This is a genomic window from Pseudomonas solani (genome assembly GCF_026072635.1).
Lineage (GTDB): Bacteria > Pseudomonadota > Gammaproteobacteria > Pseudomonadales > Pseudomonadaceae > Metapseudomonas > Metapseudomonas solani.
This window is the reverse complement of sequence record NZ_AP023081.1, coordinates 2,828,801-2,852,718: the sequence shown is the minus strand read 5'-3', so window position 1 is coordinate 2,852,718 and position 23,918 is coordinate 2,828,801. Positions and strand designations below refer to the sequence as shown.

The 23,918-nt window shown below is 66.4% G+C and carries 23 protein-coding genes and 1 pseudogene; 7 read left to right on the top strand and 17 right to left on the bottom strand.

All coding sequences use genetic code 11. The features are described 5' to 3' along the window. Positions 1-290: 290 nt before the first annotated feature. The 4 genes from PSm6_RS12880 to PSm6_RS12865 are packed head-to-tail and all read right to left on the bottom strand — an operon-like array spanning position 291 to position 3,120. Positions 291-995, bottom strand: coding sequence for a type 1 glutamine amidotransferase (locus tag PSm6_RS12880; RefSeq protein WP_265170344.1), 705 nt, complete (start codon positions 993-995; stop codon positions 291-293). 1 nt (position 996) lies between these two features. Further along, positions 997-2,193 carry an acetylornithine transaminase gene (locus PSm6_RS12875; RefSeq protein ID WP_265170343.1) on the bottom strand — a complete coding sequence of 399 codons (1,197 nt, stop codon included), beginning with the start codon at positions 2,191-2,193 and terminating at the stop codon, positions 997-999. Beyond that, positions 2,186-2,425: a hypothetical protein gene (locus PSm6_RS12870; protein WP_021222736.1), complete on the bottom strand. Its 240-nt coding sequence runs from the start codon at positions 2,423-2,425 to the stop codon at positions 2,186-2,188. Before PSm6_RS12870 ends, PSm6_RS12875 begins: the two co-directional genes overlap by 8 nt. Further along, the gene (locus tag PSm6_RS12865) at positions 2,422-3,120 is read right to left on the bottom strand and encodes an MOSC domain-containing protein (protein WP_265170527.1); all 699 of its coding nucleotides are present in this window, start codon (positions 3,118-3,120) and stop codon (positions 2,422-2,424) included. The genes PSm6_RS12870 and PSm6_RS12865 overlap by 4 nt, the downstream gene beginning before the upstream one ends. Positions 3,121-3,222: 102 nt before the next feature. Here PSm6_RS12865 and PSm6_RS12860 point away from each other — a divergent pair, with 102 nt between their 5' ends. Both PSm6_RS12860 and PSm6_RS12855 read left to right on the top strand, forming a co-directional pair. Continuing rightward, a complete protein-coding gene (locus PSm6_RS12860) occupies positions 3,223-4,113 on the top strand; it encodes a LysR family transcriptional regulator (protein ID WP_021222738.1) in 891 nt (296 codons plus the stop codon). Positions 4,114-4,519: 406 nt separating this feature from the next. Beyond that, positions 4,520-5,173: an endonuclease I family protein gene (locus tag PSm6_RS12855; RefSeq protein ID WP_031289051.1), complete on the top strand. Its 654-nt coding sequence runs from the start codon at positions 4,520-4,522 to the stop codon at positions 5,171-5,173. A gap of 262 nt (positions 5,174-5,435) precedes the next feature. Here PSm6_RS12855 and PSm6_RS12850 read toward each other — a convergent pair whose 3' ends face one another. The 11 genes and pseudogenes from PSm6_RS12850 to bioB form a co-directional block, all read right to left on the bottom strand. After that, positions 5,436-7,214: an acyl-CoA dehydrogenase C-terminal domain-containing protein gene (locus PSm6_RS12850; protein WP_021222740.1), complete on the bottom strand. Its 1,779-nt coding sequence runs from the start codon at positions 7,212-7,214 to the stop codon at positions 5,436-5,438. A gap of 194 nt (positions 7,215-7,408) precedes the next feature. Beyond that, complete coding sequence (locus tag PSm6_RS12845) at positions 7,409-9,205, bottom strand: acyl-CoA dehydrogenase C-terminal domain-containing protein (RefSeq protein WP_265170341.1); 1,797 nt, start codon at positions 9,203-9,205, stop codon at positions 7,409-7,411. A 116-nt stretch (positions 9,206-9,321) separates the two neighbouring features. Next, entirely contained in the window at positions 9,322-10,614 is a 1,293-nt protein-coding gene (locus PSm6_RS12840) for a GGDEF domain-containing protein (protein ID WP_031289053.1), read from the bottom strand. A 191-nt stretch (positions 10,615-10,805) separates the two neighbouring features. Beyond that, complete coding sequence (locus PSm6_RS12835) at positions 10,806-12,611, bottom strand: phenylacyl-CoA dehydrogenase (RefSeq protein WP_021222743.1); 1,806 nt, start codon at positions 12,609-12,611, stop codon at positions 10,806-10,808. Positions 12,612-12,777: 166 nt separating this feature from the next. Continuing rightward, the gene (locus PSm6_RS12830) at positions 12,778-13,326 is read right to left on the bottom strand and encodes a putative metalloprotease CJM1_0395 family protein (protein WP_265170340.1); all 549 of its coding nucleotides are present in this window, start codon (positions 13,324-13,326) and stop codon (positions 12,778-12,780) included. A gap of 214 nt (positions 13,327-13,540) precedes the next feature. Next, complete coding sequence (locus tag PSm6_RS12825) at positions 13,541-13,810, bottom strand: hypothetical protein (RefSeq protein WP_031289057.1); 270 nt, start codon at positions 13,808-13,810, stop codon at positions 13,541-13,543. Positions 13,811-13,900: 90 nt separating this feature from the next. Continuing rightward, positions 13,901-14,584, bottom strand: a complete 684-nt coding sequence (gene bioD / locus PSm6_RS12820; RefSeq protein ID WP_265170339.1) for a dethiobiotin synthase — start codon at positions 14,582-14,584, stop codon at positions 13,901-13,903. Beyond that, positions 14,585-15,414: pseudogene (gene bioC, locus PSm6_RS12815) on the bottom strand (malonyl-ACP O-methyltransferase BioC). Continuing rightward, positions 15,407-16,132 carry an alpha/beta fold hydrolase gene (locus PSm6_RS12810; RefSeq protein ID WP_265170338.1) on the bottom strand — a complete coding sequence of 242 codons (726 nt, stop codon included), beginning with the start codon at positions 16,130-16,132 and terminating at the stop codon, positions 15,407-15,409. The pseudogene bioC and the gene PSm6_RS12810 overlap by 8 nt, the downstream one beginning before the upstream one ends. After that, positions 16,125-17,306, bottom strand: coding sequence for an 8-amino-7-oxononanoate synthase (gene bioF, locus PSm6_RS12805; RefSeq protein ID WP_265170337.1), 1,182 nt, complete (start codon positions 17,304-17,306; stop codon positions 16,125-16,127). Before bioF ends, PSm6_RS12810 begins: the two co-directional genes overlap by 8 nt. An 85-nt stretch (positions 17,307-17,391) precedes the next feature. Then, complete coding sequence (gene bioB / locus PSm6_RS12800) at positions 17,392-18,447, bottom strand: biotin synthase BioB (protein WP_021222750.1); 1,056 nt, start codon at positions 18,445-18,447, stop codon at positions 17,392-17,394. 218 nt (positions 18,448-18,665) lie between these two features. Between bioB and PSm6_RS12795 the strand changes: the two genes are divergently transcribed. The 5 genes from PSm6_RS12795 (at position 18,666) to rarD (ending at position 22,638) form a co-directional block, all read left to right on the top strand. Next, entirely contained in the window at positions 18,666-18,959 is a 294-nt protein-coding gene (locus PSm6_RS12795) for a hypothetical protein (protein ID WP_021222751.1), read from the top strand. A gap of 21 nt (positions 18,960-18,980) precedes the next feature. After that, complete coding sequence (locus PSm6_RS12790; protein ID WP_265170336.1) at positions 18,981-19,715, top strand: ComFC family protein; 735 nt, start codon at positions 18,981-18,983, stop codon at positions 19,713-19,715. A gap of 64 nt (positions 19,716-19,779) precedes the next feature. After that, positions 19,780-20,544 (top strand): TOBE domain-containing protein, encoded by a 765-nt coding sequence (locus PSm6_RS12785; protein WP_265170335.1) that lies wholly within the window; start codon positions 19,780-19,782, stop codon positions 20,542-20,544. A 77-nt stretch (positions 20,545-20,621) separates the two neighbouring features. Then, a complete protein-coding gene (locus PSm6_RS12780) occupies positions 20,622-21,596 on the top strand; it encodes a serine/threonine protein kinase (protein WP_021222754.1) in 975 nt (324 codons plus the stop codon). Positions 21,597-21,747: 151 nt separating this feature from the next. Next, the gene (gene rarD, locus PSm6_RS12775; protein ID WP_265170334.1) at positions 21,748-22,638 is read left to right on the top strand and encodes an EamA family transporter RarD; all 891 of its coding nucleotides are present in this window, start codon (positions 21,748-21,750) and stop codon (positions 22,636-22,638) included. A 214-nt stretch (positions 22,639-22,852) separates the two neighbouring features. On the opposite strand, the gene PSm6_RS12770 is transcribed toward rarD, so the two are convergent. Beyond that, on the bottom strand, positions 22,853-23,374 hold the full coding sequence (locus tag PSm6_RS12770) for a glycine cleavage system transcriptional repressor (RefSeq protein ID WP_021222756.1): 522 nt from the start codon (positions 23,372-23,374) through the stop codon (positions 22,853-22,855). A 30-nt stretch (positions 23,375-23,404) separates the two neighbouring features. After that, positions 23,405-23,851: a GNAT family N-acetyltransferase gene (locus PSm6_RS12765; protein WP_265170333.1), complete on the bottom strand. Its 447-nt coding sequence runs from the start codon at positions 23,849-23,851 to the stop codon at positions 23,405-23,407. Between the last annotated feature and the right edge of the window lie 67 nt (positions 23,852-23,918).

Genomic DNA, 23,918 nt, shown 5'->3' with positions numbered 1-23,918 from the left:
GCCTACGAACCCGCACCGTCCTTGGGTTGGCGCCGAATGCTGCGAGGCCCAACGGAACCATGGCGAACCCACCTGCTCGGAAATCGACCATCCGGCGAAGCGCTGTGCAGTGCAAGGCGCGCAGCCGTGTACACACAGCTTATCCACAGCCCCATCCACGGTTTCCGGGGACAGCCCCCCGCAGAAGCGAGCCCTGCTCGCGAAGCCTTTCATCGCCCTGAATGAAAAACCGCCCGGGGCAAAGGGCAGGGCCACCGGGCGGTTGAGAAAACAGACTCGAGGGGAAAGGGTCAGGTCAGCACGGCGTGGGGACCGGTGAGGTAGTCGAGCAGGCGAAACAGCGTCGGCGCCAGGGCGCTGCAGTGGGGGTAGCCGTCACGGATGGCTGCGGCGCTTTCCACCGAGCCGGCGAGGGCCAGGTCTTCGGGGCAGGCTTCGAGCAGCGCGTGGATGCTTTCGGGGGTGCTTTCCAGGTGGCATTGCAGGCCGATGGCGCGCTCCTGCCAGACGAAGCCCTGGTTGGCGCAGGCGGCCGAGCCATAGAGCGGGATGGCGCCCGCCGGCAGGTCGAAGGTCTCGCCGTGCCAATGCATGGCCATCAGGCGCTGCGGCAGCATGCGGCCCAGGGGCGAGTGTTCGGCCAGGGCGTGTTTCTCCATGGGCCACCAGCCGATCTCGGCCTCGCCCGGGCGCACCTGCGCTCCCAGGGCTTCGGCCAGCAACTGGGCGCCCAGGCAGATGCCCAGCACCCGCTTGCCGCCCTCGAGCGCCACGCGGATCAGCGCCTTCTCGCCGACCAGCCAGGGCAGCACGGCTTCGTCGTGGACGCTCATCGGGCCGCCCATGACGATCAGCAGTTCGAAGTCATCCAGCTGCGGCAGCGGGCAGTCGGCATAGAGGTCGTGCACCCGCACCTGGGCGGAACGCAGGTCGAGCCATTGGGCGATACGGCCGATGCCCTCGAAGGGCACGTGCTGGAGGATGGCGACGCGCATATCAGGCGGGCTCCTTGTGTTTGCCCTTGGCCAGGGCGAAGGCGCGGTTGAGGCGCTTGAGCATTTCATCGACGTTGGCGTGGCTGACCGTGAGCGCCGGGGAGAAGCGCAGGCAGTCGCTGGCCAGGCCGTTGATCAGCAGGCCCTCCCCCAGCGCGGCGCGGACCACGGCATCGGCGCGCTGCTCGATCAGCGGCATGCCGATCAGCAGGCCATGGCCGCGCAAGGGGCCGTGCCCATGACGACGGGCGACGCGGGCCAGGCCTTCGCGCAGGTGCTGGGCGACCTCGCGCACCTGTTCGAGGAAGCCCGGCTCCAGCACGGTGTTGAGCACGGCGAGGCCGGCGGCGGTCATCAGCGCGTTGCCATGGTAGGTGCCGCCCTGCTCGCCGGGTTCGAAGCAACAGGCGTTGCCACGGGCCAGCAGCGCGGCCAGGGGCACCCCGCCGCCCAGGCCCTTGCCGAGGGTGATGATGTCGGCGCGCACGCCGTAGAGGTCTTCGGCCAGCAAGGCGCCACAACGGCCGACGCCGGTCTGCACTTCATCGAGGATCAGCAGCACGCCGCGCTCGCGGCACAGGCGCTCGGCGCCCTGCAGGTATTCGAGGGTGGCGGGGATGACCCCGGCCTCGCCCTGCACCGGCTCCAGCATCACCGCCACCGTGCTGTCGTCGACGGCCGCGCGCAGGGCGTCGAGGTCGTTGAACGGCACCTTGGTGAAGCCGGGCACCTTGGGCTCGAACATATCCTGGAAGGCCGGTTTGCCGGACGCGGACATGGTGGCGAGGGTGCGGCCATGGAAGCTGTTGCAGGCGGTGACGATGCCGTAGGCGCCGCCCCGGTGCAGCTGGCCCCATTTGCGCGCCAGCTTGATCGCCCCTTCGTTGGCTTCGGCACCGCTGTTGAGGAAGTAGACCTGGTCGCTGCCGCTGGCCTGGCACAGGCGCGAGGCGAGCTTGAGCATGCCGCGGTTGTAGAAGGCCGGGCCGGGGTTGATCAGCGCTTCCGCCTGGCGCTTGAGCGCCTCCACCACCACGCCCGGGCTGTGGCCGAGGCTGTTGACCGCCCAGCCCTGGGTGAAGTCGAGGTAGGCGCGGCCGTCGGCATCCCACAACCAGGAGCCCTGGCCCCGCACGAAGACCTGGGAGGGGCGCTCGACGGTGCGCATCAAGCGCAGGCTGGCCAGGGGGTCACGCATGTTCGGGCACCTCTTCGTGGCGGTATTCGATGCCCAGCAGGCGCAAGCCTTCCGGGCCCTGCTCGAGGATGCGGCGCAGCTCGCGGCGACGGCGGATGCGCAGGGCGAAGCCCTCGGCGGCGGGGAAGCGCTCGCGCAGCAGGGCGGTCATTTCGACGTAGCGCACCTGGCTGACCTCCAGGTTGGCGAACAGCACGCCGTTCCGTTCCAGGGTGATCTGGTAGTCGCTCATGCGCGCATCCCCTCCAGCGGCAAGCCATGCAGGCGTGCGTTCCAGTCCTCGACCTGGCCACTGTCCAGGCGTCGGGCGGCCCCATCGCGCCAGCGGCAACTGAGGGCTTCGCACTGCTGCAACTGCCGCAGCCCTTCATGCTCCAGCGGGGTGTGGAAATAGGCGCGTACCGCCTGGGCGACGCTGAGCTCGGGATAACGGCGCTCCTGCAGTTCGAGGCGGTCTTCCCGGCTGACGAAGCCGGGGCGCAGCACCCGGTAGAACCAGCCGCAGCGGCCCGAGTCCTGGACGAAGCGCGGCAGCTCCTCGATGCCCCAGCGGCGGCTCAGGCGGTAGCAGGGCGAGCGCGGCTGGCTGACCTGCACCAGCGCCTGGCCCCAGCGGAACACGTCGCCGATGCACACCTGCTCTTCGGTCAGGCCGTAGGTGGAGATGTTTTCGCCGAAGGACGGCGCCTTCCAGGCGAGGTGACGGTAGTGCTTGCGCCAAAAACGGTAGTGCTCGGCCGGGTAGTGGTGCAGCGCGCGCTCGGGGCCGCCGTGGAAGCGCGGGTCGCCCTGCTCGTCGCTGCCCAGCCCCTGGGGCCAGAGCCAGAGGCGGTGGTCCACTTCGCGCTTGTCGATTGCGCTGCTGAGGCCACCGCCGATATCTTCGGCTTTACCTATGAAAATCGCTTTTACTTCTACGCCCTGCATCACCCGCTCCAGCGCTTGAACCAGCATTTATGCTGGCTAGACTAGGGCGTTGCCGCTGCGCATGACATTTCGTTTTTTCAGCTTCATTGATAAGAAAGACTTATGGATTTTCGTCAGCTTCGCTACTTCGTCGCGCTCTATGAGGAAGGCCATGTGGGCCGCGCTGCCGAGCGCCTGAGCATCTCCCAGCCGGCGCTGTCGCAGCAGGTCCGCCAGTTGGAACAGGGGCTGGACGTGAGCCTGTTCCAGCGCACCGGCAAGCGCCTGCTGCCGACCCTGGCCGCGCACACGCTGTACAACCATGCGCTGCCCCTGCTGGACGGCATGGAACGGGCACGGGAGGCGTTGCGCAATTTCCGTGGCCAATCGCCCCGCAGCCTAGCCATCGGCGTGCTGCAGACGGTCAACGCGAGCCTGGTGCCGCTGCTGCTGGAGCGCCTGCGCGAGGCCCAGCCGCACCTGGTGGTGCAGATCTACGAATTGTCGGGGCTGGATATCGAGCGGCGGCTGCTGACCGGCAACCTGGATATCGGCATCGGCTTCCTGCCGCCGCGCCAGCCCGGGCTGCACAGCCAACTGCTGTACGAGGACGAGTTGCAGCTGGTGATCCCCGAGGAGCATCCGCTGAAGGAGTTCCGCAAGGTGTCCCTGGCCCAGGCGGCCGAGCTGCCGATGCTGTTGCTGGGCGAGGAGTTCCGCGTGCGGCAGATCTGGCAGGAGCAGTTGGCGCTGATCGGCCGGCGCCCCCAGGTGCAGGCGGAGCTGAACCATATGGCCGGCATCCTCGACAGCCTGCCGCACACCCGCCTGGCCACGGTGCTGCCCGGCCGTGCGCGGCAGCTGCACGCCAACCAGGCGCTGTTGTGGAAACCCTTGAGCGAACCGCGGGTGCCGTTGAAGGTGGGACTGGTGTTCCGCGATGCCCAGCGCCAGCAGGCGACGCTGGAGCTGCTGCAGGCGCTGCTGGAGAAGCTGGTGACGCCGACTGCGTGAAACCTGGGCCAGAAAAAGAAAAACCCCGCCGAGGCGAGGTTTTTGCAGACTTGTATCCCTGACATCCCTGATCTACCCACCATCCTGGCGGAAATCCGGCGTAGTCCCTGTTATTCAGTGCGCTTCCTGCGCTACGTCCCTATGGAGCAAAGATTAGTCCTGTACCCATGTAGGCGGAAGCAGCTAAAACCTTCAGGCAATGTAAGCATTAACTTACAAATCAGTGGATTGGCGATCTGATCACAAAATGCCATCAATTCGATAAAACCCCCATTCCAGAGGTGCTACCGCTACCGAGCAAGCGATCGGTAGGTTTTGTCTTCGGAATAGTCGCTTGATAGACTCCGCATTGTCCTACAAGAACGAAGTAGCCAGCCTTTTCCGGCGGTCTTACAGGGTCATGACCATGCGCGTAGTAACGATTGCGCTTTTCTGCCTCGCTCCCTGCATCCCCCTTTCCGCCCTGGCCGGCGGCCAGACACGGCTCCCCGACCCGAAGGCGGCCGTGACCCAGGCCTTCTGGCAGCAGCTCTACCCTGGCGCGGGCACCACGCTCTATTGCGGCAAGGCCTTCAACGGCGAGAGCGGGCTGCTGGCGGCGAGCCCCGTCTACCCCATCAAGCAGATCAAGAGCGCGTTGCGCTGCGTCACCGATGGCCAGTGCAAGACCGCCAACCCGCAGTACCCCTTCATGCTCGCCGACCTGCACAACCTCTACCCGGAGCTGGCGCGGGTCGAGCTGGCGCGGCGCAACGCGCTGTTCGGCATGGTGGGCGATGTGCCGAGCAAGTTCGGCGCCGACTGCGACCTCAAGGCCAGCTTCCAGCTGGTGGAGCCCCGCGATGCCGCCAAGGGCAACGTGGCCCGGGCGATCTTCTACATGCACATCGAGTACGGCCTGCCCATCGTCGGCCAGGTGCAGATGTTCAAGGAATGGCACCGCCTGGACCCGGTAGACGCCGAGGAGCGCGCACGCAACGAGCAGATCGCCGGCCTCCAGGGCACGCGCAATCGCTTCATCGACGACCCGGGCCTGGTGGACACGCTGATTGCGGATTGAAGGGGCGCAACCAGGCTTCGGAGCCTGCAGCCGCCGCTCACTCCGAACGTAGGGTGTGCTGCGCGCACCTGGGACTCGCCGGAAGCACCGAGCGGCGGTGCGCACGGCACACCCTACGGCACGAGTTCATCCTGTCAGTCCTCGGCGCGAACCGTCACAGGCACAGAGCCGGCGACTCATGACCACGTCCTGAAGACGCGGTTTCCCACGCTCAAATGAAAAAGCCCCGCATCGGCGGGGCTTTTTCGTTTGCGGGGGCCGCTTAGAACTGGGCGGCGTCCAGCAGGTACAGCGACTCGCTGCCGGCTTTCACCGAGGCGGTCAGGGAGTGGATACGCGGCAGCAGGCGGGCGAAGTAGAAACGCGCGGTGCCCAGCTTGCTGGCGTAGAACTCGTCCTGGCCTTCCTTGCCCAGCGAGGCCTTGGCCATCAGCGCCCACATGTAGGCATAGGCGGTGTAGCCGAAGGCGTGCAGGTACTCGACCGACGCGGCGCCGATCTCGTTGGGGTTGGACTTGGCGCTTTCCAGCAGCCAGGCGGTGAGGTCGTCGAGGTTGGCGACCGCAGCGTTCAGCGGCTCGACGAACTCGGCCAGGTCAGCGGAGGCGCTGCCGGTGAAGGCCTTGATCTCGTCGGAGAAGTGCTTGTAGAACGCGCCGCCGCTGCCGACGATCTTGCGGCCGACGAGGTCCAGCGCCTGGATGCCGTTGGTGCCTTCGTAGATCTGGGTGATGCGCACGTCACGCACCAGCTGCTCCTGGCCCCATTCGCGGATGAAGCCATGGCCGCCGAACACCTGCTGGCCGTGGACGGTGGTTTCCAGGCCGAGGTCGGTGAGGAAGGCCTTGGCCACGGGGGTGAGCAGGGCGACCATTTCTTCGGCGCGTTTGCGCACGACGGGGTCTTCGCTGAACTTGGCGGTGTCCAGCTGCATGGCGACGTAGGTGGAGAAGGCACGGCCGCCTTCGTTGGCCGCCTTCATGGTCAGCAGCATGCGACGCACGTCGGGGTGCACGATGATCGGGTCGGCGGCCTTGTCCTTGGCGACCGGGCCGGTCGGCGCGCGGCTCTGGATGCGGTCACGGGCGTATTCGACGGCGCTCTGGTAGGAACGCTCGCCGGAGGCCAGGCCCTGGATGCCAACGCCGAGGCGCTCGTAGTTCATCATGGTGAACATGGCGGCCAGGCCCTTGTTCGGGGCGTCGACGATCCAGCCGGTGGCGCCGTCGAAGTTCATCACGCAGGTAGCGGAGGCCTTGATGCCCATCTTGTGCTCGATGGAGCCGCAGGACAGGGTGTTCTTCTCACCCAGGGAGCCGTCGGCATTGACCATGAACTTGGGCACCAGGAACAGCGAGATGCCTTTCGGGCCGGCGGGCGCGTCGGGCAGCTTGGCCAGGACCAGGTGGATGATGTTCTCGGTGAGGTCGTGCTCGCCGCCGGTGATGAAGATCTTGGTACCGGTGACCTTGTAGCTGCCGTCGGCCTGGGGTTCGGCCTTGGTGCGGATGATGCCCAGGTCGGTGCCGGCGTGGGGTTCGGTCAGGCACATGGAGCCCGCCCAGACGCCCGCGTACATGTTCGGCAGGTACTTTTCCTTGAGCTCTTCGCTGGCGTGCGCGTTGATCGACAGGCAGGCACCGGCGGTGAGCATCGGGTAGAGGCCGAAGGAGAGGTTGGCCGAGTTGACCATTTCCTCGACCTGGGCGGAGATCGCCTTGGGCATGCCCATGCCGCCGTAGACCGGATCACCACCGACACCGACCCAGCCGCCTTCGGCGTAGGTCTTGTAGGCCTCGGGGAAACCGGCAGGCGTGGTGACCGCGCCGTCGCTCCACTGGCAGCCTTCTTCGTCGCCGGAACGGTTCAGCGGGGCGATGGTGCCGCCGGTGACCTTGCCGGCCTCTTCGAGGATCGCGGATGCGGTTTCGGCATCGACGGTCTCGGCCAGGGCGGGCAGCTCAGCCCAGAGCTTGGCAACCTCGAAAACCTCGTTGAGGACGAAGCGCATATCGCGCAGGGGCGCTTTGTAGTCAGCCATGTGCAAAACCTCGCAGGAACTCTACAGGCGGCCGGGAGGGCCGGTTTCACGGAACAGGGCGGCAGTGTACCCGAACAACTTTTGAGACACATAGGGTCGTTGCGTGACCGTATGTTATCGATAAGTCACAATTCGCAGCCCGGATGAAAAGGGCCCGCACATGGCGGGCCCCTGGATACACCGAGATTAGACGCTTAGAGCGCGAACTGGTCGGCCGGCAGGGCCATCAGGCAGTCGCTGCCCGCCTCGACCCCGGCCTGATGGGCGGTGGTGCGGGGCAGCAGGCGCTTGAAGTAGAAGTCGAAGGTGGCGAGCTTGGTCTGGTAGTACGCCGCCTCGCTGGTACCGGCGTCGAGCTTGGCCTGGGCGACCACGGCCATCTGCAGCCAGAACCAGGCGAGCACGATGTAGCCGGAGTACATCAGGTAGTCGACGGAGGCAGCGCCCACTTCGTCGGGGTTCTTCATCGCGGCCATGCCGACCTTCTGGGTCAGCTCGCCCCACTGCTGGTTGAGCCGTGCCAGTTCGGCGGCCTGTGCCTTGAACTGCGGGTGCTCGGCCTGGGCCAGGCAGAACTTGTGCACGCGCTTGGTGAAGCCGCGCAGCAGCTTGCCCTGGCTACCGAGAACCTTGCGGCCAAGCAGGTCGAGGGCCTGGATGCCGTTGGTGCCTTCATAGATGGGAGCGATGCGGCAGTCGCGCACCAGTTGCTCCATGCCCCATTCGCGGATGTAGCCGTGGCCGCCGAACACCTGCATGCCGAGGTTGGTGGCTTCGAGGCCGGTCTCGGTCATGAAGGCCTTGCAGATGGGGGTGAGGAAGGCCAGCAGGTCATCGGCTTCCTGACGCTGCTCGGTGTCCTGGCTGCCGTGGGCGATATCCAGCAGTTGCGCGGTGAAGTAGGAGAGCGCGCGGTTGCCTTCGTTGAACGCCTTCATGGTCAGCAGCATGCGGCGCACGTCGGGGTGCACGATGATCGGGTCGGCGGCCTTTTCCGGGGCTTTCGGCCCGGTCAGTGCGCGCATCTGCAGGCGGTCGTTGGCGTAGCGCACGGCGCCCTGGTAGCTGGCCTCGCCGAGGCAGAGGCCCTGCATGCCGGTGCCCAGGCGGGCGTGGTTCATCATGGTGAACATGCAGTTGAGGCCCTTGTTGGCCTCGCCGATCAGGTAGCCGGTGGCGGAGTCGAAGTTCATCACGCAGGTGGCGGAGGCCTTGATGCCCATCTTGTGCTCGATGGAGCCGCAGGAGACGGCGTTGCGCGCACCGACGGCGCCATCGGCGGCGGGCATGAACTTGGGCACGATGAACAGCGAGATGCCCTTGGTGCCGGCGGGTGCGTCGGGCAGTTTGGCGAGGACCAGGTGAACGATGTTCTCGCTCATGTCGTGCTCGCCGGCGGAGATGAAGATCTTGGTGCCGCTGACCGCGTAGCTGCCGTCGGCCTGGGGCACGGCGCGGGTCTTGATGATGCCGAGGTCGGTGCCGCAATGGGGCTCGGTGAGGCACATGGTGCCGGTCCAGCGGCCTTCGGTCATGCGGGTGAGGTAGGTCTGCTTCTGCTCTTCGGTGCCGTGGGCGTGGATGGCCGACATGGCGCCGTGGGTGAGACCGGGGTACATGGCCCAGGACTGGTTACTGGAGGCGACCATCTCGCTGATGATCAGCCCGAGGGAGTGCGGCAGGCCCTGGCCACCGTAGGCCGGGTCGGCGGCCAGGCCGTTCCAGCCCCCTTCCACGTACTGGGCGAAGGCTTCCTTGAAGCCCTTGGGCGTGGTCACCACGCCGTCGTTCCACTGGCACTCTTCTTCGTCGCCGGAACGGTTGATGGGCGAGAGCACCTGCTCGCAGAACTTGGCACCCTCTTCGAGAATCGCCGAGACCATGTCCGGGGTAGCGTCGCTGGCACCGATGGCGGCGTAGGTGGCCGGGAAATCGAAGACTTCGTCGATGAGGAAGCGCATGTCGCGCAGGGGGGCCTTGTACTCGGGCATGGCAGGTTCTCCGTCGGGTGAGCGCCATGGTCGGCGCCAATCATCCGACCCTACTGCTCAAGCCGCAGCCGGACAACGACGCTGCAAGCGCTGAATGCAGCGCCATAACCTGCGGTCTACGTGGCCGCCCGCTTCACCCGCACGGCACCGCGACGGTTCTGCCCGTGCAGGAAGACCCGGTTGCGGCCGGCGCTCTTGGCGCTGTAGAGGGCCTGGTCCGCCACCTTGATGACTTCCTCCGGCGTGCGCTGTTCGGCGTCACGCTCGGCCACGCCGATGCTGATGGTCACCGAGACGCTCTGCCCGGCACCGCCGCTGCGCTTGCTGCGGCCCTGCTCGTCGCTCTTGGGGCGGCTGTCCTTGTCGCGCAACTGCATGCTGTAGTTCTCGATGGCTTCGCGTATCGCCTCCAGGTGCGGCTGGCATTCCTCCATGGTCTTGCCGGTGAAGACGATGGTGAATTCCTCGCCGCCGTAGCGATACGCCTTGCCACCGCCGGTGACCTTTTTCAGGCGGCTGGCGACCATGCGCAGCACCTGGTCGCCGACATCGTGGCCATAGGTGTCGTTGAATTTCTTGAAATGGTCGACGTCGGTCATCGCCAGCACATAGTTGCGCCCCAGGCGCTGCAGGCGCTCGTTGAGGGCGCGGCGGCCGGGCAGCCCGGTGAGCTCGTCACGGAAGGCCATCTGGTAGGCCTCGTGGGCCACCGAGGCGGTGAGCGCGAGCATCGCCAGGCTGCTCATGGCGTGCAGCGCATGGGGCAGGACGAAGACCTTGGGCAGCATCCACCAGATGCCCAGCAGCGCCAGGAGCTGGGCGGCATGTTGCGGCCTGGGCTGGCGCACATAGATGACCGCCAGGGCGATCAACGCGCCGACGAAGGCGAAGTAGGAAAGCTGGATCAGGCTCATCCAGGTGCCATGCAGCAACGGCCAATGCACGGCGGTGAGCGCCGGCAGCACGGACTCGGGGTAGCTGCGGCCCAGGGCGACGGCGACGCCGACCACGGCGAGCATCACCGCAGCGCGGGCGACGAAGTCCTGCAGCAGGTGGGTGCGCTCCTGCCAGCAACCGAACAGGCCGAACAGCAGGGGCAGCAGCAGGCTGCAGAGGTGGAACACCAGGGCCGCGTCTTCACGCACGACACGCTCGGTCTGGTAGTAGTCGACCTGGGTGTCGAGCAGGTAGTAGGCGAGGTAGAGGATCAGCAGCAGGAACAACTGGCGCAGGCGGCCGTAGGCGGCGCAGAACGAACCGCCGAGCAGCAGCAGGAGCGTGGGCAGCACGTTGAACAGCGAGACGAAGAACTCGGTCATGACCGTCAGCGAGCCCATCACGCCGCCGGCCAGGATCAGGGCCAGGGGCGGGACGAAATGACTGACGCGAAAGGACGAGAGAGACCGCACTGATGCTGATCCAGAAAGGTGTCGGAGGGGGTGGGCGAGCTGGCCATATGATTGCATTTCTGCAGGGGCCACGCATCCGTCTGCGCGACGAAACGCCCCTATTCGCGCCCTCTTGGCCGAGGTTGCGGGCACATTCACACGCCCATGAAAAAGCCCGCCTTGCGGCGGGCTTCTTCGTACAGCGCTAAACCTTAGTAACCGAGGGCGAAGTCTTCCTCGGCCAGGTCCATCAGGTTGTTGGCGCCGGACAGCATGGTTTCAACATGGGTACGGGTACGCGGCAGGATGCGCTTGAAGTAGAAACGCGCGGTCTGCAGCTTGGCCTTGTAGAAGGCGGCGTCGCCTTCGCCGGCAGCGATCTTCTCGGCAGCCAGACGAGCGATGTCGGCCCAGAAGTAAGCCAGGCAGGCGTAACCGGAGTACATCAGGTAGTCCACGGAGGCGGCGCCGACTTCTTCGCGATCTTTCATCGCAGCCATGCCGACCTTCATGGTGATGTCGCCCCACTCCTTGTTCAGCTTGGCCAGCGGCTCGACGAATTCCTTGACGGCTTCGTTGCCTTCGTTGGCCTGGCAGAACTTGTGCACGATCTTGGTGAAGCCCTTCAGCGCTTCGCCCTGGGTCATGAGGATCTTGCGGCCCAGCAGGTCCAGAGCCTGGATGCCGGTGGTGCCTTCGTACAGCATGGAGATGCGGCTGTCGCGAACGTTCTGCTCCATGCCCCACTCGGCGATGAAGCCGTGGCCGCCATAGATCTGTACGCCGTGGTTGGCCGACTCGAAGCCGACTTCGGTCATGAACGCCTTGGCGATCGGGGTCAGGAAGGCCAGCAGCGCGTCGGCGGCTTTCTTCTCTTCCTCGTTCTGGCTGTATTTGACGATGTCGACCTGCTTGGCGGTGAAGTACACCATCGCGCGGTTGCCTTCGGCGAAGGCTTTCATGGTCAGCAGCATGCGACGCACGTCCGGGTGGACGATGATCGGGTCAGCGGGCTTCTCGGGCGCTTTCGGGCCGGTCAGAGCACGCATCTGCAGACGCTCGCGAGCGTATTTCAGGCCACCCTGGAAACCGATTTCGGCGTGGGCCAGGCCTTGCAGCGCGGTACCCAGGCGAGCGGTGTTCATGAAGGTGAACATGCAGTTCAGGCCTTTGTTCGCCGGGCCGATCAGGAAACCGGTAGCGCCGTCGAAGTTCATCACGCAGGTGGCGTTGCCGTGGATACCCATCTTGTGTTCGAGGGAACCGCACGCAACGGCGTTGCGCTCGCCCACGCCGCCTTCGGCGGTCGGCAGGAACTTCGGCACGATGAACAGGGAGATGCCTTTGGTGCCGGCCGGTGCATCGGGCAGGCGGGCCAGGACGATATGGACGATGTTGTCGGCCATGTCGTGTTCACCGGCGGAGATGAAGATCTTGGTGCCGGTGACTTTGTAGGAACCATCGGCCTGGGGCTCGGCCTTGGTGCGCAGCATGCCCAGGTCGGTACCGCAGTGCGGTTCGGTCAGGCACATGGTGCCGGTCCACTCGCCGGATACCAGCTTGGTCAGGTAGGTGTGTTTCTGGTCGTCGGTGCCGTGGGCGGACAGGGTGTTCATCGCGCCGTGGGACAGGCCGGGGTACATGCCCCAGGACCAGTTGGCTTCGCCGACCATTTCGCTGATGGCCAGGCCGAGCGACTCGGGCAGGCCTTGGCCGCCGTGGTCGACGTCATGGGCCAGGCTCGGCCAGCCGCCTTCGACGAACTGCTTGTAGGCTTCCTTGAAGCCGGTCGGGGTCTTCACGCCGGACTCGCTCCAGGTGCAACCCTCGATGTCACCCACGCGGTTCAGCGGAGCGATCACCTGCTCACAGAACTTCGCACCTTCCTCGAGAATGGCGTCAACCATGTCCGGGGTGGCGTCCTGGCAGCCAGGCAGGCTCTGATAGTGCGCTTCGTAGCCGAGCAGCTCGTCACGTACGAAACGGATATCACGCAAGGGGGCCTTGTAATCAGGCATAGCAGTAAACCTCTACGGTGGGTTCCTAGTTAAGGTGACCGGCACATCGGTCGCTTACAACATCACGGTAGTCGCTGTGGGCTGCGCGGAAGCCGCCCGACAATCAAACAGGTGTTTGAAACATACGTTTACGCCAATCCCTTGTCAAGCATCCGCCCATCGGCGCTCAAGCGCGGGTATCGAGCAGGGGGCCGAGGGCGCTGGGGCTGGCGACCTGAAGGTAGATACCCAGATCCTGATTGGCCGCAGGAGAGGCCGAAGAAGACGACTCGTCCTCCGATTTGGCACGGGCGGCGGCTTTGCTCGCGGTCTCCTCGGAGGCTTCCTCGCGGCGCTGCTGGGCGAGTTCGACCAGCGCCTGCCCGGCCTGGGCGGCAGCTTCGGCGGCGACGCGGCGGTCCTGGGCCGATGGATCGGCCGGGGCCAGCGCTGCACGCTGTACCACCGCCATCTTGCGCAGGGTGGCGGCGGGGTCACCCGCCACTGCGCTCACGTCGATGCCGACTTCGCCACCCGTAGCATAGGACTGGCCATCCGGGCCGCGCTTGAAGCTGTAGCTGGGGGAGCCGGCATAGGCAGCGCCTACCGCGGCATGGGCCTGCTCATGGGCGCGCACCTCGCGGTCCCGCGCAGCCAGTTCGGCGATTTCCTGCAGGTCCTGCTGTTCCTGCTGCCGTGTTGCGCGTGCAGAGGCCGCACCCTCGCCGTCACGCACGTCGGCGCGGGTGCCCGTAGAAAGAGACCGATCATTGGTGGCCGATGAGGAGCGAAGAGAAGAGGAGGATTCAGTGGCAGCGCCGCTCAGCGAACCGCGCGAAGACGGCGACGCCAGTGTGGGCGAGGGGAGATATGCAGCACTGCCGATCCGCATGGGGCCCTCCCTGCCCGCGCCAGACCACCGGCCGCTAACGCAGTCGGGATGCCCTTGGTCAGGCGTGGGTGTCGATCAGGGTTCCGAGTACATCGTCAGCGGTCTTGATCACCTGCGCCCCGGCTTCCGCCTGGAACTTGCCGACGTTGAGGTCCACCAGGTTGCTCGCCTGGTCGGCACCGTTGAATTCCTGCACGCGGGCGCTGGGGGCCTGCTGGTTGCGCTGCACGGACGAGCCTGCGATATCCGCACCAGCCTGGTCGATACGACGCTGGCCAGACTGCAGAGCACTCAATCCTGCGCTGAAGGCACTACCGGAGATTTCCATCACCAACCCCGAAACAAGAGATTAACGACCTAATTGAAGCAGAAAACGCCTAAAAAACGTACAAACAAAAGGCTATCAACTTCGGATCGCTTATAGCCCAAGCGGGGCGAGGTCCAGCCAGGCGGCAACGGCGCCGGGTGTCGGCGACTCCAGGCGCGGGATGCGGCCCAGGCAAGGGGCCGGAAGGCGCTCTGCCAGGGTGGCGAGGTTCTCTTCCAGGCGCGACGTATTCGGGTCCACCAGGTTGGCCACCCAGCCGGCGAGCAGCAATCCATCCCGCAGGATCGCCTCGGCGCTGAGCAGTGCGTGGTTGATGCAGCCCAGGCGTACACCGACCACGAGGATCACCGGCAGGCCCAGGGCAATCGGCAGGTCAGACAGGTTGGCCCGGTCCGCCAGGGGCACTCGCCAGCCACCCGCCCCTTCCACCAGGGTGAAATCGGCGCCTTTATCGAGAATCCGCCGCACGGGGACCGAGAGCGCGGCCAGGTTCAGCTCGACACCCGCTTCGCGGGCAGCCAGATGCGGGGCGATGGCGGGCTCGAAGGCCAGCGGGTTGATCTCCTCGTAGGCCAGCGGCAGCGAGCACTCGCCCAGCAGTGCCAGGGCGTCTTCGTTGCGCAGGCCATCGGCGGTAGCCAGGCAACCGGACGCCACCGGCTTGCTCGCCGCCGTGGACAGCCCGGCCCGGCGCGCGGCATGCAGCAGGCCAGCAGCCACCGTGGTCTTGCCGATCTCGGTGTCGGTACCGGCGATGAAGAAGGCAGCGGCCATTCAGGAATCCTTGCGCAGCAGGCCGTGGACGACCTGATAGGTAACGGGCAGGCCGGCGTCATTGCGGCGACGCTCGTAGGCGTCGATCAGGGCGAGCATGCGCGCCCGGCCGGTCAGGCCACCGGGGCGACCGGGGTTGAGGTTGTGCGCACCCAGCGCCTTGAGCTCATGGGTCAGGCTGCGCAGATCGGCGAAATGCAGGGTTCGCGGGCGACGTTCGAGCTGCAGCGGAGTCAACCCGCTTGCGCCGCAAAGCGCCTGGTAGCGCTGGAACTCGCGGAAGCGGTTGACGTGGACAAAGCCGTCCACCTCCTGCCAGCTGTCGCGCAGCTCCTGCAGGGTGCCGACACAGAGGCTGCTGAACACCAGCAGTCCACCCGGGCGCAACACCCGCCGCGCCTCGGCCAGCACCGCAGCGAAATCGCCGCACCACTGCACCGCCAGGCTGCTGAACACCAGGTCCAGGCAGCCATCGGCCAGCGGCAGGCGCTCGGCATCGCCCGCCGCGAAATACCGCGCCCCCCCAGGGGTTGCGCGTGCTGCAACATGCCTTCGGCGATATCCATCGCCAGGCCGGACGAAGCTGGGAAACGTTCCGCCAGCAGCCGCGAGAAATACCCGGTGCCGCAGCCCAGGTCGAGCCAGCGCTCAGGAGCAAAGTGCTTGGGCAGGCTGTCGAGCAGGGCACCGCCGACGGCGCGCTGCAATTCGGCAACGCTGTCGTAGCTGGCCGCTGCGCGGGAGAAAGAGGCCGCTACCTGGCGCTTGTCCGGCAGGGTCGAAGTTTCCTGGGAGGCGCAGGGCAGAGGCAGGACAACGGATTCAGACATCTTCACCTTCGAACATGAACGCCAGCATCGCTTCGGCGACCGCATCCGGGCACTCCACCGGCAGGCCGTGGCTGGCCTCACGGATGATCGACGCCTCCACGTCCGGTAACCAATCCAGCAACGCCTGGCAGGCGGCGGCGGGCACCAACGCATCGCGGCCGGCGAACAGGTGCAACTGAGGGCCGCTGTAGGCACGCAGGGCGCCACGGGTATCCAGCCCAGCCAGCAGTTGCAGGCCGGCTTCCAGCACCTCGAACGGCGTCGACGGCTGGGTGACCTGCAGTTGCCGCGCCAGGGTGCGCGGGTCCTTGGCGCCCTGGCTCACCAGCAGGCGAAAGCGCTTGAGGGTCAGTGCAGGGTCAAGGCCGAAGGCTTCGTGGAAGGCAGCGAAGACCTCGCCGGGCATGGCGCTCGGCCAATCGTCGCGGGCACGGAAACACAGGTTGCTGGCCAGCCCGATGAGCCCGCGGCAGGCCCCATCGCGCCGTGCCGCCAATTGCGCCGCCAGCATGCCGCCCAGGGACCAGCCGGCCAGCCAGCAGTCGCTCGGCAGGCGCGCATCGAGTTCGTCTAGCCAGGCTTCCGGCTCCGCCAGGTCGGGCAGCGCTTCGATCTCGATGTTCAGGTGCGGCGCTCGCTCGGACAGGGCATCGCGCAGCGGCTCCAGGGCCGCCGGGCCCAGCGCCCAGCCGGGCAGCAGGATCAATCGATCACGCATCGGTTCTTCCTTCCTTAGCCAGAATGTTCCAGCTTTCGGACAACGCCAGGAGCAACAGTTCCAGCTGGGCCTCGCTGTGGGAGGCGCTAAAGGTCACCCGCAGGCGCGCGCTGCCGGCCGGCACCGTGGGCGGGCGGATGGCGCCGACGAGGATGCCGCGCTCGCGCAGCAGGGCCGCGAGCCTCAGGGCCCGGGCGCTGTCGCCGACAAGGATCGGCTGGATCGGCGTCGGGCTGTCCATCAACGTCAGGCCGATCTCGGCGGCGCCCTCGCGGAAGCGCTGGATCAGCCGGTTCAGGTGCTCGCGACGCCAGCTCTCCTTCTGCAGCAGCTCGAGGCTCTTGAGCGTCGCGCAGGCCACGGCGGGCGGCTGGCTGGTGGTGTAGATGTAAGGGCGGGCGAACTGCACCAGCGTCTCGATCAGCTCCTCGCTGCCGGCGACGAAGGCACCGGCGGTGCCGAAGGCCTTGCCCAGGGTGCCCACCAGCACGGGCACGTCTTCCAGGCCGAGGCCGAAGTGCTCGACGATGCCGCCGCCCGTGGCGCCCAGGGGGCCGAAGCCGTGGGCGTCGTCGACCATCACCCAGGCGCCCTTCTCCCTGGCCTTGGCGCAGAGCGCAGGCAGGTCGGCGAGGTCGCCGTCCATGCTGAACACACCGTCGGTGACCACCAGGGTGTTGCCTTCCGCCTTCTCCAGGCGCGAAGCCAGGCTGCCCAGATCGTTGTGCAGGTAGCGGGAAAAACGTGCCCCGGAGAGCAGGCCCGCGTCCAGCAGCGAGGCGTGGTTGAGGCGATCCTCCAGCACGCTGTCGCCCTTGCCCACCAGCGCGGTGACGGCGCCCAGGTTGGCCATGTAGCCGGTGGAGAACAGCAGCGCGCGCGGCCGACCGGTGAACTCGGCCAGGGCCAGTTCCAGTTCGTGGTGCGGTCCGCTGTGGCCGATCACCAGGTGCGAGGCACCCCCACCGGCACCCCAGCGCTCGGCACCGGCACGCAGCGCGGCAATCACCTCGGGGTGGTTGGCCAGGCCCAGGTAGTCGTTGGAACAGAACGCGAGCATCGCCCGGCCATCCACCACCGCCTCGGGCCCCTGGGGGCTTTCCAGCAGGGGGCGCTGGCGGTAAAGGTCGGCGGCGCGGCGCTCGGCGAGTCGGTAAGCGAGATTGAAGGGCATAGAAAGCTCGAAGCGGGAAGCTAGAAGCTGAAAGCCCGAGCCACCCGCTTCAAGCTTCCGGCTTCAGGCTTCCAGCTCGCCGTCTTTAAACAGCAGCGTTATAGAAGAGCTTGGAGTCTCTCTGCTCCACCAGCGCCTGCTCGATGGCGGCCTGGTGCACTTCGTCGGCGTGTTCTTCGCGCTCTTCCGGCTTGATGCCGAGGCGGGCGAAGAGCTGCATGTCCTTGTCCGCTTGCGGGTTGGCGGTGGTCAGCAGCTTTTCGCCGTAGAAGATGGAGTTGGCGCCAGCCATGAAGGCCAGGGCCTGCATCTGCTCGTTCATCTGCTCGCGGCCGGCCGAGAGGCGTACATGGGACTTCGGCATCATGATGCGCGCCACGGCCAGGGTGCGGATGAAGTCGAACGGGTCGACGTCCTTCTCTTCGGCCAGCGGCGTGCCCTTGACCTTGACCAGCATGTTGATCGGCACCGACTCCGGGTGCTCCGGCAGGTTGGCCAGCTGGATCAGCAGGCCGGCGCGGTCGTCCACCGACTCGCCCATGCCGAGGATGCCTCCGGAACAGATCTTCATCCCCGCCTCACGCACATAGGCCAGGGTCTGCAGGCGCTCGCTGTAGGTGCGGGTGGTGATGATGTTGCCGTAGAACTCCGGCGAGGTATCGAGGTTGTGGTTGTAGTAGTCCAGCCCGGCATCGGCCAGGGCCTGGGTCTGCTCCTGGTCGAGGCGGCCGAGGGTCATGCAGGTCTCGAGGCCGAGCTTCTTCACGCCCTTCACCATCTCCAGCACGTAGGGCATGTCCTTGGCGGAGGGGTGCTTCCAGGCGGCGCCCATGCAGAAGCGGGTGGAGCCGATGGCCTTGGCCTCGGCGGCGGCCTGCAGGACCTTCTGCACCTCCATCAGCTTTTCCTTGTCCAGGCCGGTGTTGTAGTGGCCGGACTGGGGGCAGTACTTGCAGTCTTCGGGGCAGGCGCCAGTCTTGATCGACAGCAGGGTGGATACCTGCACGCGATTCGGGTCGAAGTGGCTGCGGTGCACGGTCTGCGCCTGGAACAGCAGGTCATTGAAGGGTTGCTCGAACAGCGCCCGCACTTCGGCGAGGGACCAGTCGTGGCGGGTGGAGATGGCTGCGGTTGCACTCATGGGAGCTTCCTTCGACGCGTGGATCGCGCCTCTTGTAAGGGGAAATCCCGACGGCGAGCGCGGGAATTCAGGCTGATGGGCATCTTGATTTTGGGGTATGACGCTGTCAACCAAAAACTCGACACAGGTTTACATCTGGTTATTTGTTGACCACAAAGAACCCTTGGCTGCCGTTTGGATCAAAGACCCTGACGGTCCTGAACGCATAAGGAATGAGCATGGGTAACGACGGTTTCTTCAGTTGGCTGGGCGAGGCGATCGGCAAGGTGATCCGCTTCATCGTCGACCTCCTTTCCACCGTCCTCGGCGGCGTCTGGGCGGCCATGGACGACTTTCTCCACGGCCTCGCGCGGGCCATCGGCATGGATGTGTCGATCTTCAGCTTCGTCGTACTCATTCTCGGCCTGCTCCTGCTGTTCAGCGGCGTACGCGCATTGCTGCGAAAGGGCATCATCAGCGGCCTGATCCTCATCTTCCTCGGCCTGGTCGTCATGAGCTGGCTGATCCACTGATCTCGCCCACGGAGGGGCGCCATGGACAGGATCGTCCACCTGCTGCGCCACCTCGTCACCCCATCCCCGACCTGCGCGCTATGCGGCGCGTGGGCGAGCGGCGGCACCTTGCCCATCTGCCCCGGCTGCGAAGGCGACCTCCCCTGGCTGGACGGCTGCTGCAGCGTCTGTGCCCTGCCCCTCCCCGCCCACGGCCTGGTGTGTGGCGAATGCCTGAAGCGCCCACCCGCCTTCGATGCCGCCCACATCGCCTGGCGCTATGACTTCCCGGTAGACAGCCTCATCACCCGCTTCAAGCACCAGGCCCAATGGCCGCTGGGGCGCCTGTTGGCGGAGCTGCTGGCCAACCACCTGCAACGGACCCAGGCCGCAGGTGAACCCCGCCCCGATGCCCTGCTCGCGGTGCCGCTGGCCGCCCGGCGCCAACGCCAGCGCGGCTTCAACCAGGCGCAGATGATCGCCGACTGGCTTGGCCGTCAACTGCGCCTGCCCGTGCACGACGACTGGCTACTCCGCGCCCTCGACACCCCCGCCCAGCAAGGCCTGGACGCCGCCACCCGCAAGCGCAACCTGCGCGGCGCCTTCCAGCTCGCCAGGCACGCCGCGCCGAGCGGGCTGCACCTGGCCCTGGTGGATGACGTGCTGACCACCGGCACCACCGCGCAATACCTCGCCCAGTTGCTGAAACGCGCCGGCGCCGCACGGGTCGACATCTATTGCCTGGCCCGCACGCCCAAACCCGGCAGCACGCCCTGAGTGCTTGACTGAAGCGTCTGACTCACTCAGCCTGCTGCGCCATAGTCACCAGCAGTTATCCGCCATGAGCCAGCTCACGCCCCTGACCCAGCAACTGACCCGCCGCCCGCAGCGCATGGCCCTGCTGGAGCAGATCGGCGTGCAGGGCTCGATCACCCGCGCCGCCAAGGCCGCAGGGCTGAGCTACAAGGCCGCGTGGGACGCCATCGACGAACTCAACAACCTTTCCGAGAAGCCCCTGGTCGAGCGCAGCGTCGGCGGCAAGGGCGGCGGTGGTGCACGCCTGTCAGCCGAGGGCGAGCGCCTGCTGGCCCTGTTCAAGCGCATGGAAAGCCTGCAGGCGCGTCTGCTGGAAAGCGCCGAAAGCGAGCAGGACCTAGAGCGCCTCGGCCGCCTGATGCTGCGCACCAGCGCCCGCAACCAGCTCAGCGGCAAGGTCGTTGCGCTGCACGCCCAGGGTCGCAACGACGTAGTGGAGATCGAACTCCCCGGTGGTGCGAGCATGCGCGCGCAGATCACCCATGACAGCAGCGAAAAACTGGAGCTTGCCCCCGGCGGCGGCGTGATCGCCCTGATGAAGGCCGGCTGGCTCAGCGTACAGCCCCTGGGCGCTACGCCCGACCCGCAGATGAACGCCCTGGAAGGCCGCATCGAAGCGATCCTGCCCGATGACGAAGGCCCCAGCGAAGTGCGCATCACCCTGGCCAGCGGCCAGACCCTGTGTGCCCTGGCCGAAGCCCAGCAACTCAAGGCCGATGGCCTGCAGCCCGGCAGCATGGCCCGCGCCCAGTTCTCCCCCAGCCAGGTTCTGCTCGGCACCCCGCTCTGAGATGCGCTCCTTATAGATAGACCGCCCCGCTGGTGCCATTGGCGCTAGACTTGCCGCCCAATCCATCGGAGCCACCCATGTCCCATCCCTTCGCCGAACTGACCCCCGACCTGGTGCTCGATGCAGTGGAGAGCCTGGGCTACCTCAGTGACGCCCGCGTGCTGGCCCTGAACAGCTACGAGAACCGCGTCTACCAGGTCGGCATCGAGGACGAGCAGCCGCTGATCGCCAAGTTCTATCGCCCGCAACGCTGGACCGACGCCGCGATCCGCGAAGAGCACGCCTTCAGCGCCGAGCTCGCCGAACATGAAGTCCCGGTGGTCGCCCCGCTCTCCCGGGATGGCGAGACCCTGTTCGAACACGCCGGCTTCCGCTTCGCCCTGTTCCCCCGTCGCGGCGGCCGCGCCCCCGAGCCCGGCAACATGGACCAGCTCTACCGCCTCGGCCAGCTGCTCGGCCGCCTGCATGCGGTGGGTGCCGTGCGCCCCTTCGAGCACCGCGAGACCCAGACCGTCCAGGCCTTCGGCCACGACTCGCTGCACACCCTGCTGGAGGGCGGCTTCGTGCCCAAGAGCCTGCTCCCGGCCTATGAGTCCGTCGCCCGCGACCTGCTCAAGCGCCTCGACCAGCGCTTCGGCGAGGTGCGCTACAACGCCATCCGCCTGCATGGCGACTGCCACCCCGGCAACCTGCTGTGCCGTGATGAAACCTTCCACATGGTCGACCTCGACGACTGCCGCATGGGCCCGGCGGTACAGGACCTGTGGATGATGCTGGCCGGCGAGCGCCACGAACGCCTGACGCAGCTCTCAGAGCTGGTGGACGGCTACCAGGAATTCCACGATTTCGACCCGCGCGAGCTGCCCCTCATCGAAGCCCTCCGGGCCCTGCGCCTGATGCACTACAGCGCCTGGCTGGCACGGCGCTGGGACGACCCGGCCTTCCCCATGAGCTTCCCCTGGTTCGGCAGCGAGCGTTACTGGGGCGACCAGGTGCTGATCCTGCGCGAGCAGCTGGCGGCGATGGACGAAGAGCCGTTGCGGCTCTTCTAGCCCCTGCGAACGAGAGCGGAACGCGGCGTAACGTATTTCTTACGCCCGTTTCGACGGGTGCCTGCCGGAAGATCCTGAACACACAGACAAGTCGGCCAGGCGGCCTCTAGAATGTCGGACCTTTCGTTAGCGACCTAAGCAAGGACCTTGCATGGCCACCGCCAACCCGCGTCGCGGGTACATCCTCGGCCTGACCGCCTACATCATCTGGGGCCTGTTCCCCATCTACTTCAAAGCCATCCAGGCCGTCCCTGCCCTGGAGATCATCGTCCATCGCGCGGTCTGGTCCGCCGTGTTCGGCGCCCTCCTGCTGCTGGTGTGGAAGCACCCCGGCTGGCTGCGTGAGCTGCGGGCCAACCCGAAACGCTTCGGCATCCTCGCCGCCAGCGGCGTGCTGATCGCCTCCAACTGGCTGGTCTACGTCTGGGCGGTGAACAACGGGCGCATGCTCGAAGCCAGCCTGGGCTACTACATCAACCCGCTGGTGAACGTGCTGCTGGGAATGCTGCTGCTCGGCGAGCGCCTGCGTCGCCTGCAATGGCTCGCCGTGGGCCTGGCGACCGCGGGCGTGGCGCAGCAAATCTGGCAAGTGGGCAGCCTGCCCTGGGTGTCGCTGACCCTGGCGCTGACCTTCGGCTTCTACGGGCTGATCCGCAAGCAGGCGCCTGTAGCGGCGCTGCCCGGGCTGGTGGTGGAAACCTGGCTGCTGCTGCCTATCGCGCTGGGCTGGCTGGCCCTGCACCCGGTGGCGCAGACCAGCCAGGTGGCGTTCTGGAGCACGCCCGAAGCCTTCTGGCTGATGGCCGCCGGCCCCATCACCCTGGTACCGCTGGTGTGCTTCAACGCCGCCGCCCGCCACCTGCCCTACACCACCCTGGGCTTCCTCCAGTACCTGGCGCCGACCTTGGTGATGCTGCAGGCCATCTTCCTCTACGGCGAGCACTTCGACCCGAACAAGCTCATCGCCTTCTGTTTCATCTGGGCCGGCCTGCTCGTCTACAGCGTCGACGCCTGGTTCACCCTGCGCCGCAACATCGGCTGAGCAGAAAACGAACGATCGGCTACAGGCCACGCAACGCGAGGCCTGTAGCCGTTTCTCCCAAGGTTATCCACAGCTCCATCCCCGCCCTTTGTGCACAAGCCGCTGATTTAGCTCGTTTTTCACCCAGGTAGCGGAAAGGCCCGCCCCGCGTGGCGCAGCCGTTACGCTCCCCAGGTTATCCACAGGCTTGCCCAGGTTTTCCGGGGATAGCGGCTCAGGACGCCTGGGGCTGCAGGTTGAGTTCCACCATCAGGTCGTCGGCCAGGGTCTCCAGGCGCCTCTGCAGCACATCCAGCGAAAGCGTCAGCGGCACCGCCAGCAACGCTTCGGCATGGAACAGCGGCTCGCTGCTCATGGGCGCGGGCTTCACCTCGGTCACCAGGCGCTCCAGGTTCACCCCCTCCTCGGACAGCAGCCGGGTGATGTCGCGGACGATGCCGGGGCGGTCGTTCCCCACCAGGTCCAGCAGGATCGGCTTCCAGGTGCAGGAAGGCTCGATGCCGCTTTCCGCCAGCATCACCCGGATGCCATGGGTGGCCAGGCCCTGCAGCCCTTCCACCAGTTCGTCATAACCCTCGGCCGGCACCGCCACCCTCAGGATGCCGGCGAACTGACCGGCCATGCGTGACATGCGGCTTTCCAGCCAGTTGCCGCCATGGGCGGCGATGCACTGGGCGACCCGTTCCACCAACCCGGGCTGGTCCGGGGCGATTACCGTCAGTACCAGATGGTCCACGTTCTACTCCTTGCCTTAAGTGGGGCCGCCTCAGGCGAGGCTCAGCCAATAGGTCAGGTACACCTGGTCACGCACGTAGCCCAGGCGCTCGTACAGGGCCTGGCCGGCCAGGTTGGTCTTCGCCGTCTCCAGCTGCAGGCCGCAGGCACCGGTGGCCTCGCCATGGGCACGCGCCGCGTTCATCAGCGCTTCGCCCACGCCTTGCCGGCGGGCATCGGGGGCGACGTACAGGTCGCTGAGCAACCAGGCCGGCGCCAGGGCCAGGGACGACATGAAGGGGTAGAGCTGCACGAACCCTTGCGCCCTGCCCTCCAGGCTACGCGCGATGAACAGCACCGAATCGCCGCGCGCCAGGCGGTCGCCGAGAAAATCACGCACCTCGCCCAGGGGGCGCGGCACTTCGTAGAAATCCAGGTAGCCGGAAAAGAGTGCGGCGAGCTCATCGATATCGGCAGCGGTTGCGGCATGCACAGCCATGGTGGAACTCCGTTTTTTGTAGTGGGAGGAGTATAGAAAAGAGCTGGATGTAGTCCCGAAATCTACC

What these genes read in the sequence shown, in the direction of transcription:
- PSm6_RS12880 (WP_265170344.1), bottom strand. Translation starts at nt 995, where the DNA reads ATGCGCGTCGCCATCCTCCAGCACGTGCCCTTCGAGGGCATCGGCCGT.
- PSm6_RS12875 (WP_265170343.1), bottom strand. Translation starts at nt 2,193, where the DNA reads ATGCGTGACCCCCTGGCCAGCCTGCGCTTGATGCGCACCGTCGAGCGC.
- PSm6_RS12870 (WP_021222736.1), bottom strand. Translation starts at nt 2,425, where the DNA reads ATGAGCGACTACCAGATCACCCTGGAACGGAACGGCGTGCTGTTCGCC.
- PSm6_RS12865 (WP_265170527.1), bottom strand. Translation starts at nt 3,120, where the DNA reads ATGCAGGGCGTAGAAGTAAAAGCGATTTTCATAGGTAAAGCCGAAGAT.
- PSm6_RS12860 (WP_021222738.1), top strand. Translation starts at nt 3,223, where the DNA reads ATGGATTTTCGTCAGCTTCGCTACTTCGTCGCGCTCTATGAGGAAGGC.
- PSm6_RS12855 (WP_031289051.1), top strand. Translation starts at nt 4,520, where the DNA reads ATGCGCGTAGTAACGATTGCGCTTTTCTGCCTCGCTCCCTGCATCCCC.
- PSm6_RS12850 (WP_021222740.1), bottom strand. Translation starts at nt 7,214, where the DNA reads ATGGCTGACTACAAAGCGCCCCTGCGCGATATGCGCTTCGTCCTCAAC.
- PSm6_RS12845 (WP_265170341.1), bottom strand. Translation starts at nt 9,205, where the DNA reads ATGCCCGAGTACAAGGCCCCCCTGCGCGACATGCGCTTCCTCATCGAC.
- PSm6_RS12835 (WP_021222743.1), bottom strand. Translation starts at nt 12,611, where the DNA reads ATGCCTGATTACAAGGCCCCCTTGCGTGATATCCGTTTCGTACGTGAC.
- PSm6_RS12825 (WP_031289057.1), bottom strand. Translation starts at nt 13,810, where the DNA reads ATGGAAATCTCCGGTAGTGCCTTCAGCGCAGGATTGAGTGCTCTGCAG.
- bioD (WP_265170339.1), bottom strand. Translation starts at nt 14,584, where the DNA reads ATGGCCGCTGCCTTCTTCATCGCCGGTACCGACACCGAGATCGGCAAG.
- PSm6_RS12810 (WP_265170338.1), bottom strand. Translation starts at nt 16,132, where the DNA reads ATGCGTGATCGATTGATCCTGCTGCCCGGCTGGGCGCTGGGCCCGGCG.
- bioF (WP_265170337.1), bottom strand. Translation starts at nt 17,306, where the DNA reads ATGCCCTTCAATCTCGCTTACCGACTCGCCGAGCGCCGCGCCGCCGAC.
- bioB (WP_021222750.1), bottom strand. Translation starts at nt 18,447, where the DNA reads ATGAGTGCAACCGCAGCCATCTCCACCCGCCACGACTGGTCCCTCGCC.
- PSm6_RS12795 (WP_021222751.1), top strand. Translation starts at nt 18,666, where the DNA reads ATGGGTAACGACGGTTTCTTCAGTTGGCTGGGCGAGGCGATCGGCAAG.
- PSm6_RS12790 (WP_265170336.1), top strand. Translation starts at nt 18,981, where the DNA reads ATGGACAGGATCGTCCACCTGCTGCGCCACCTCGTCACCCCATCCCCG.
- PSm6_RS12785 (WP_265170335.1), top strand. Translation starts at nt 19,780, where the DNA reads ATGAGCCAGCTCACGCCCCTGACCCAGCAACTGACCCGCCGCCCGCAG.
- PSm6_RS12780 (WP_021222754.1), top strand. Translation starts at nt 20,622, where the DNA reads ATGTCCCATCCCTTCGCCGAACTGACCCCCGACCTGGTGCTCGATGCA.
- rarD (WP_265170334.1), top strand. Translation starts at nt 21,748, where the DNA reads ATGGCCACCGCCAACCCGCGTCGCGGGTACATCCTCGGCCTGACCGCC.
- PSm6_RS12765 (WP_265170333.1), bottom strand. Translation starts at nt 23,851, where the DNA reads ATGGCTGTGCATGCCGCAACCGCTGCCGATATCGATGAGCTCGCCGCA.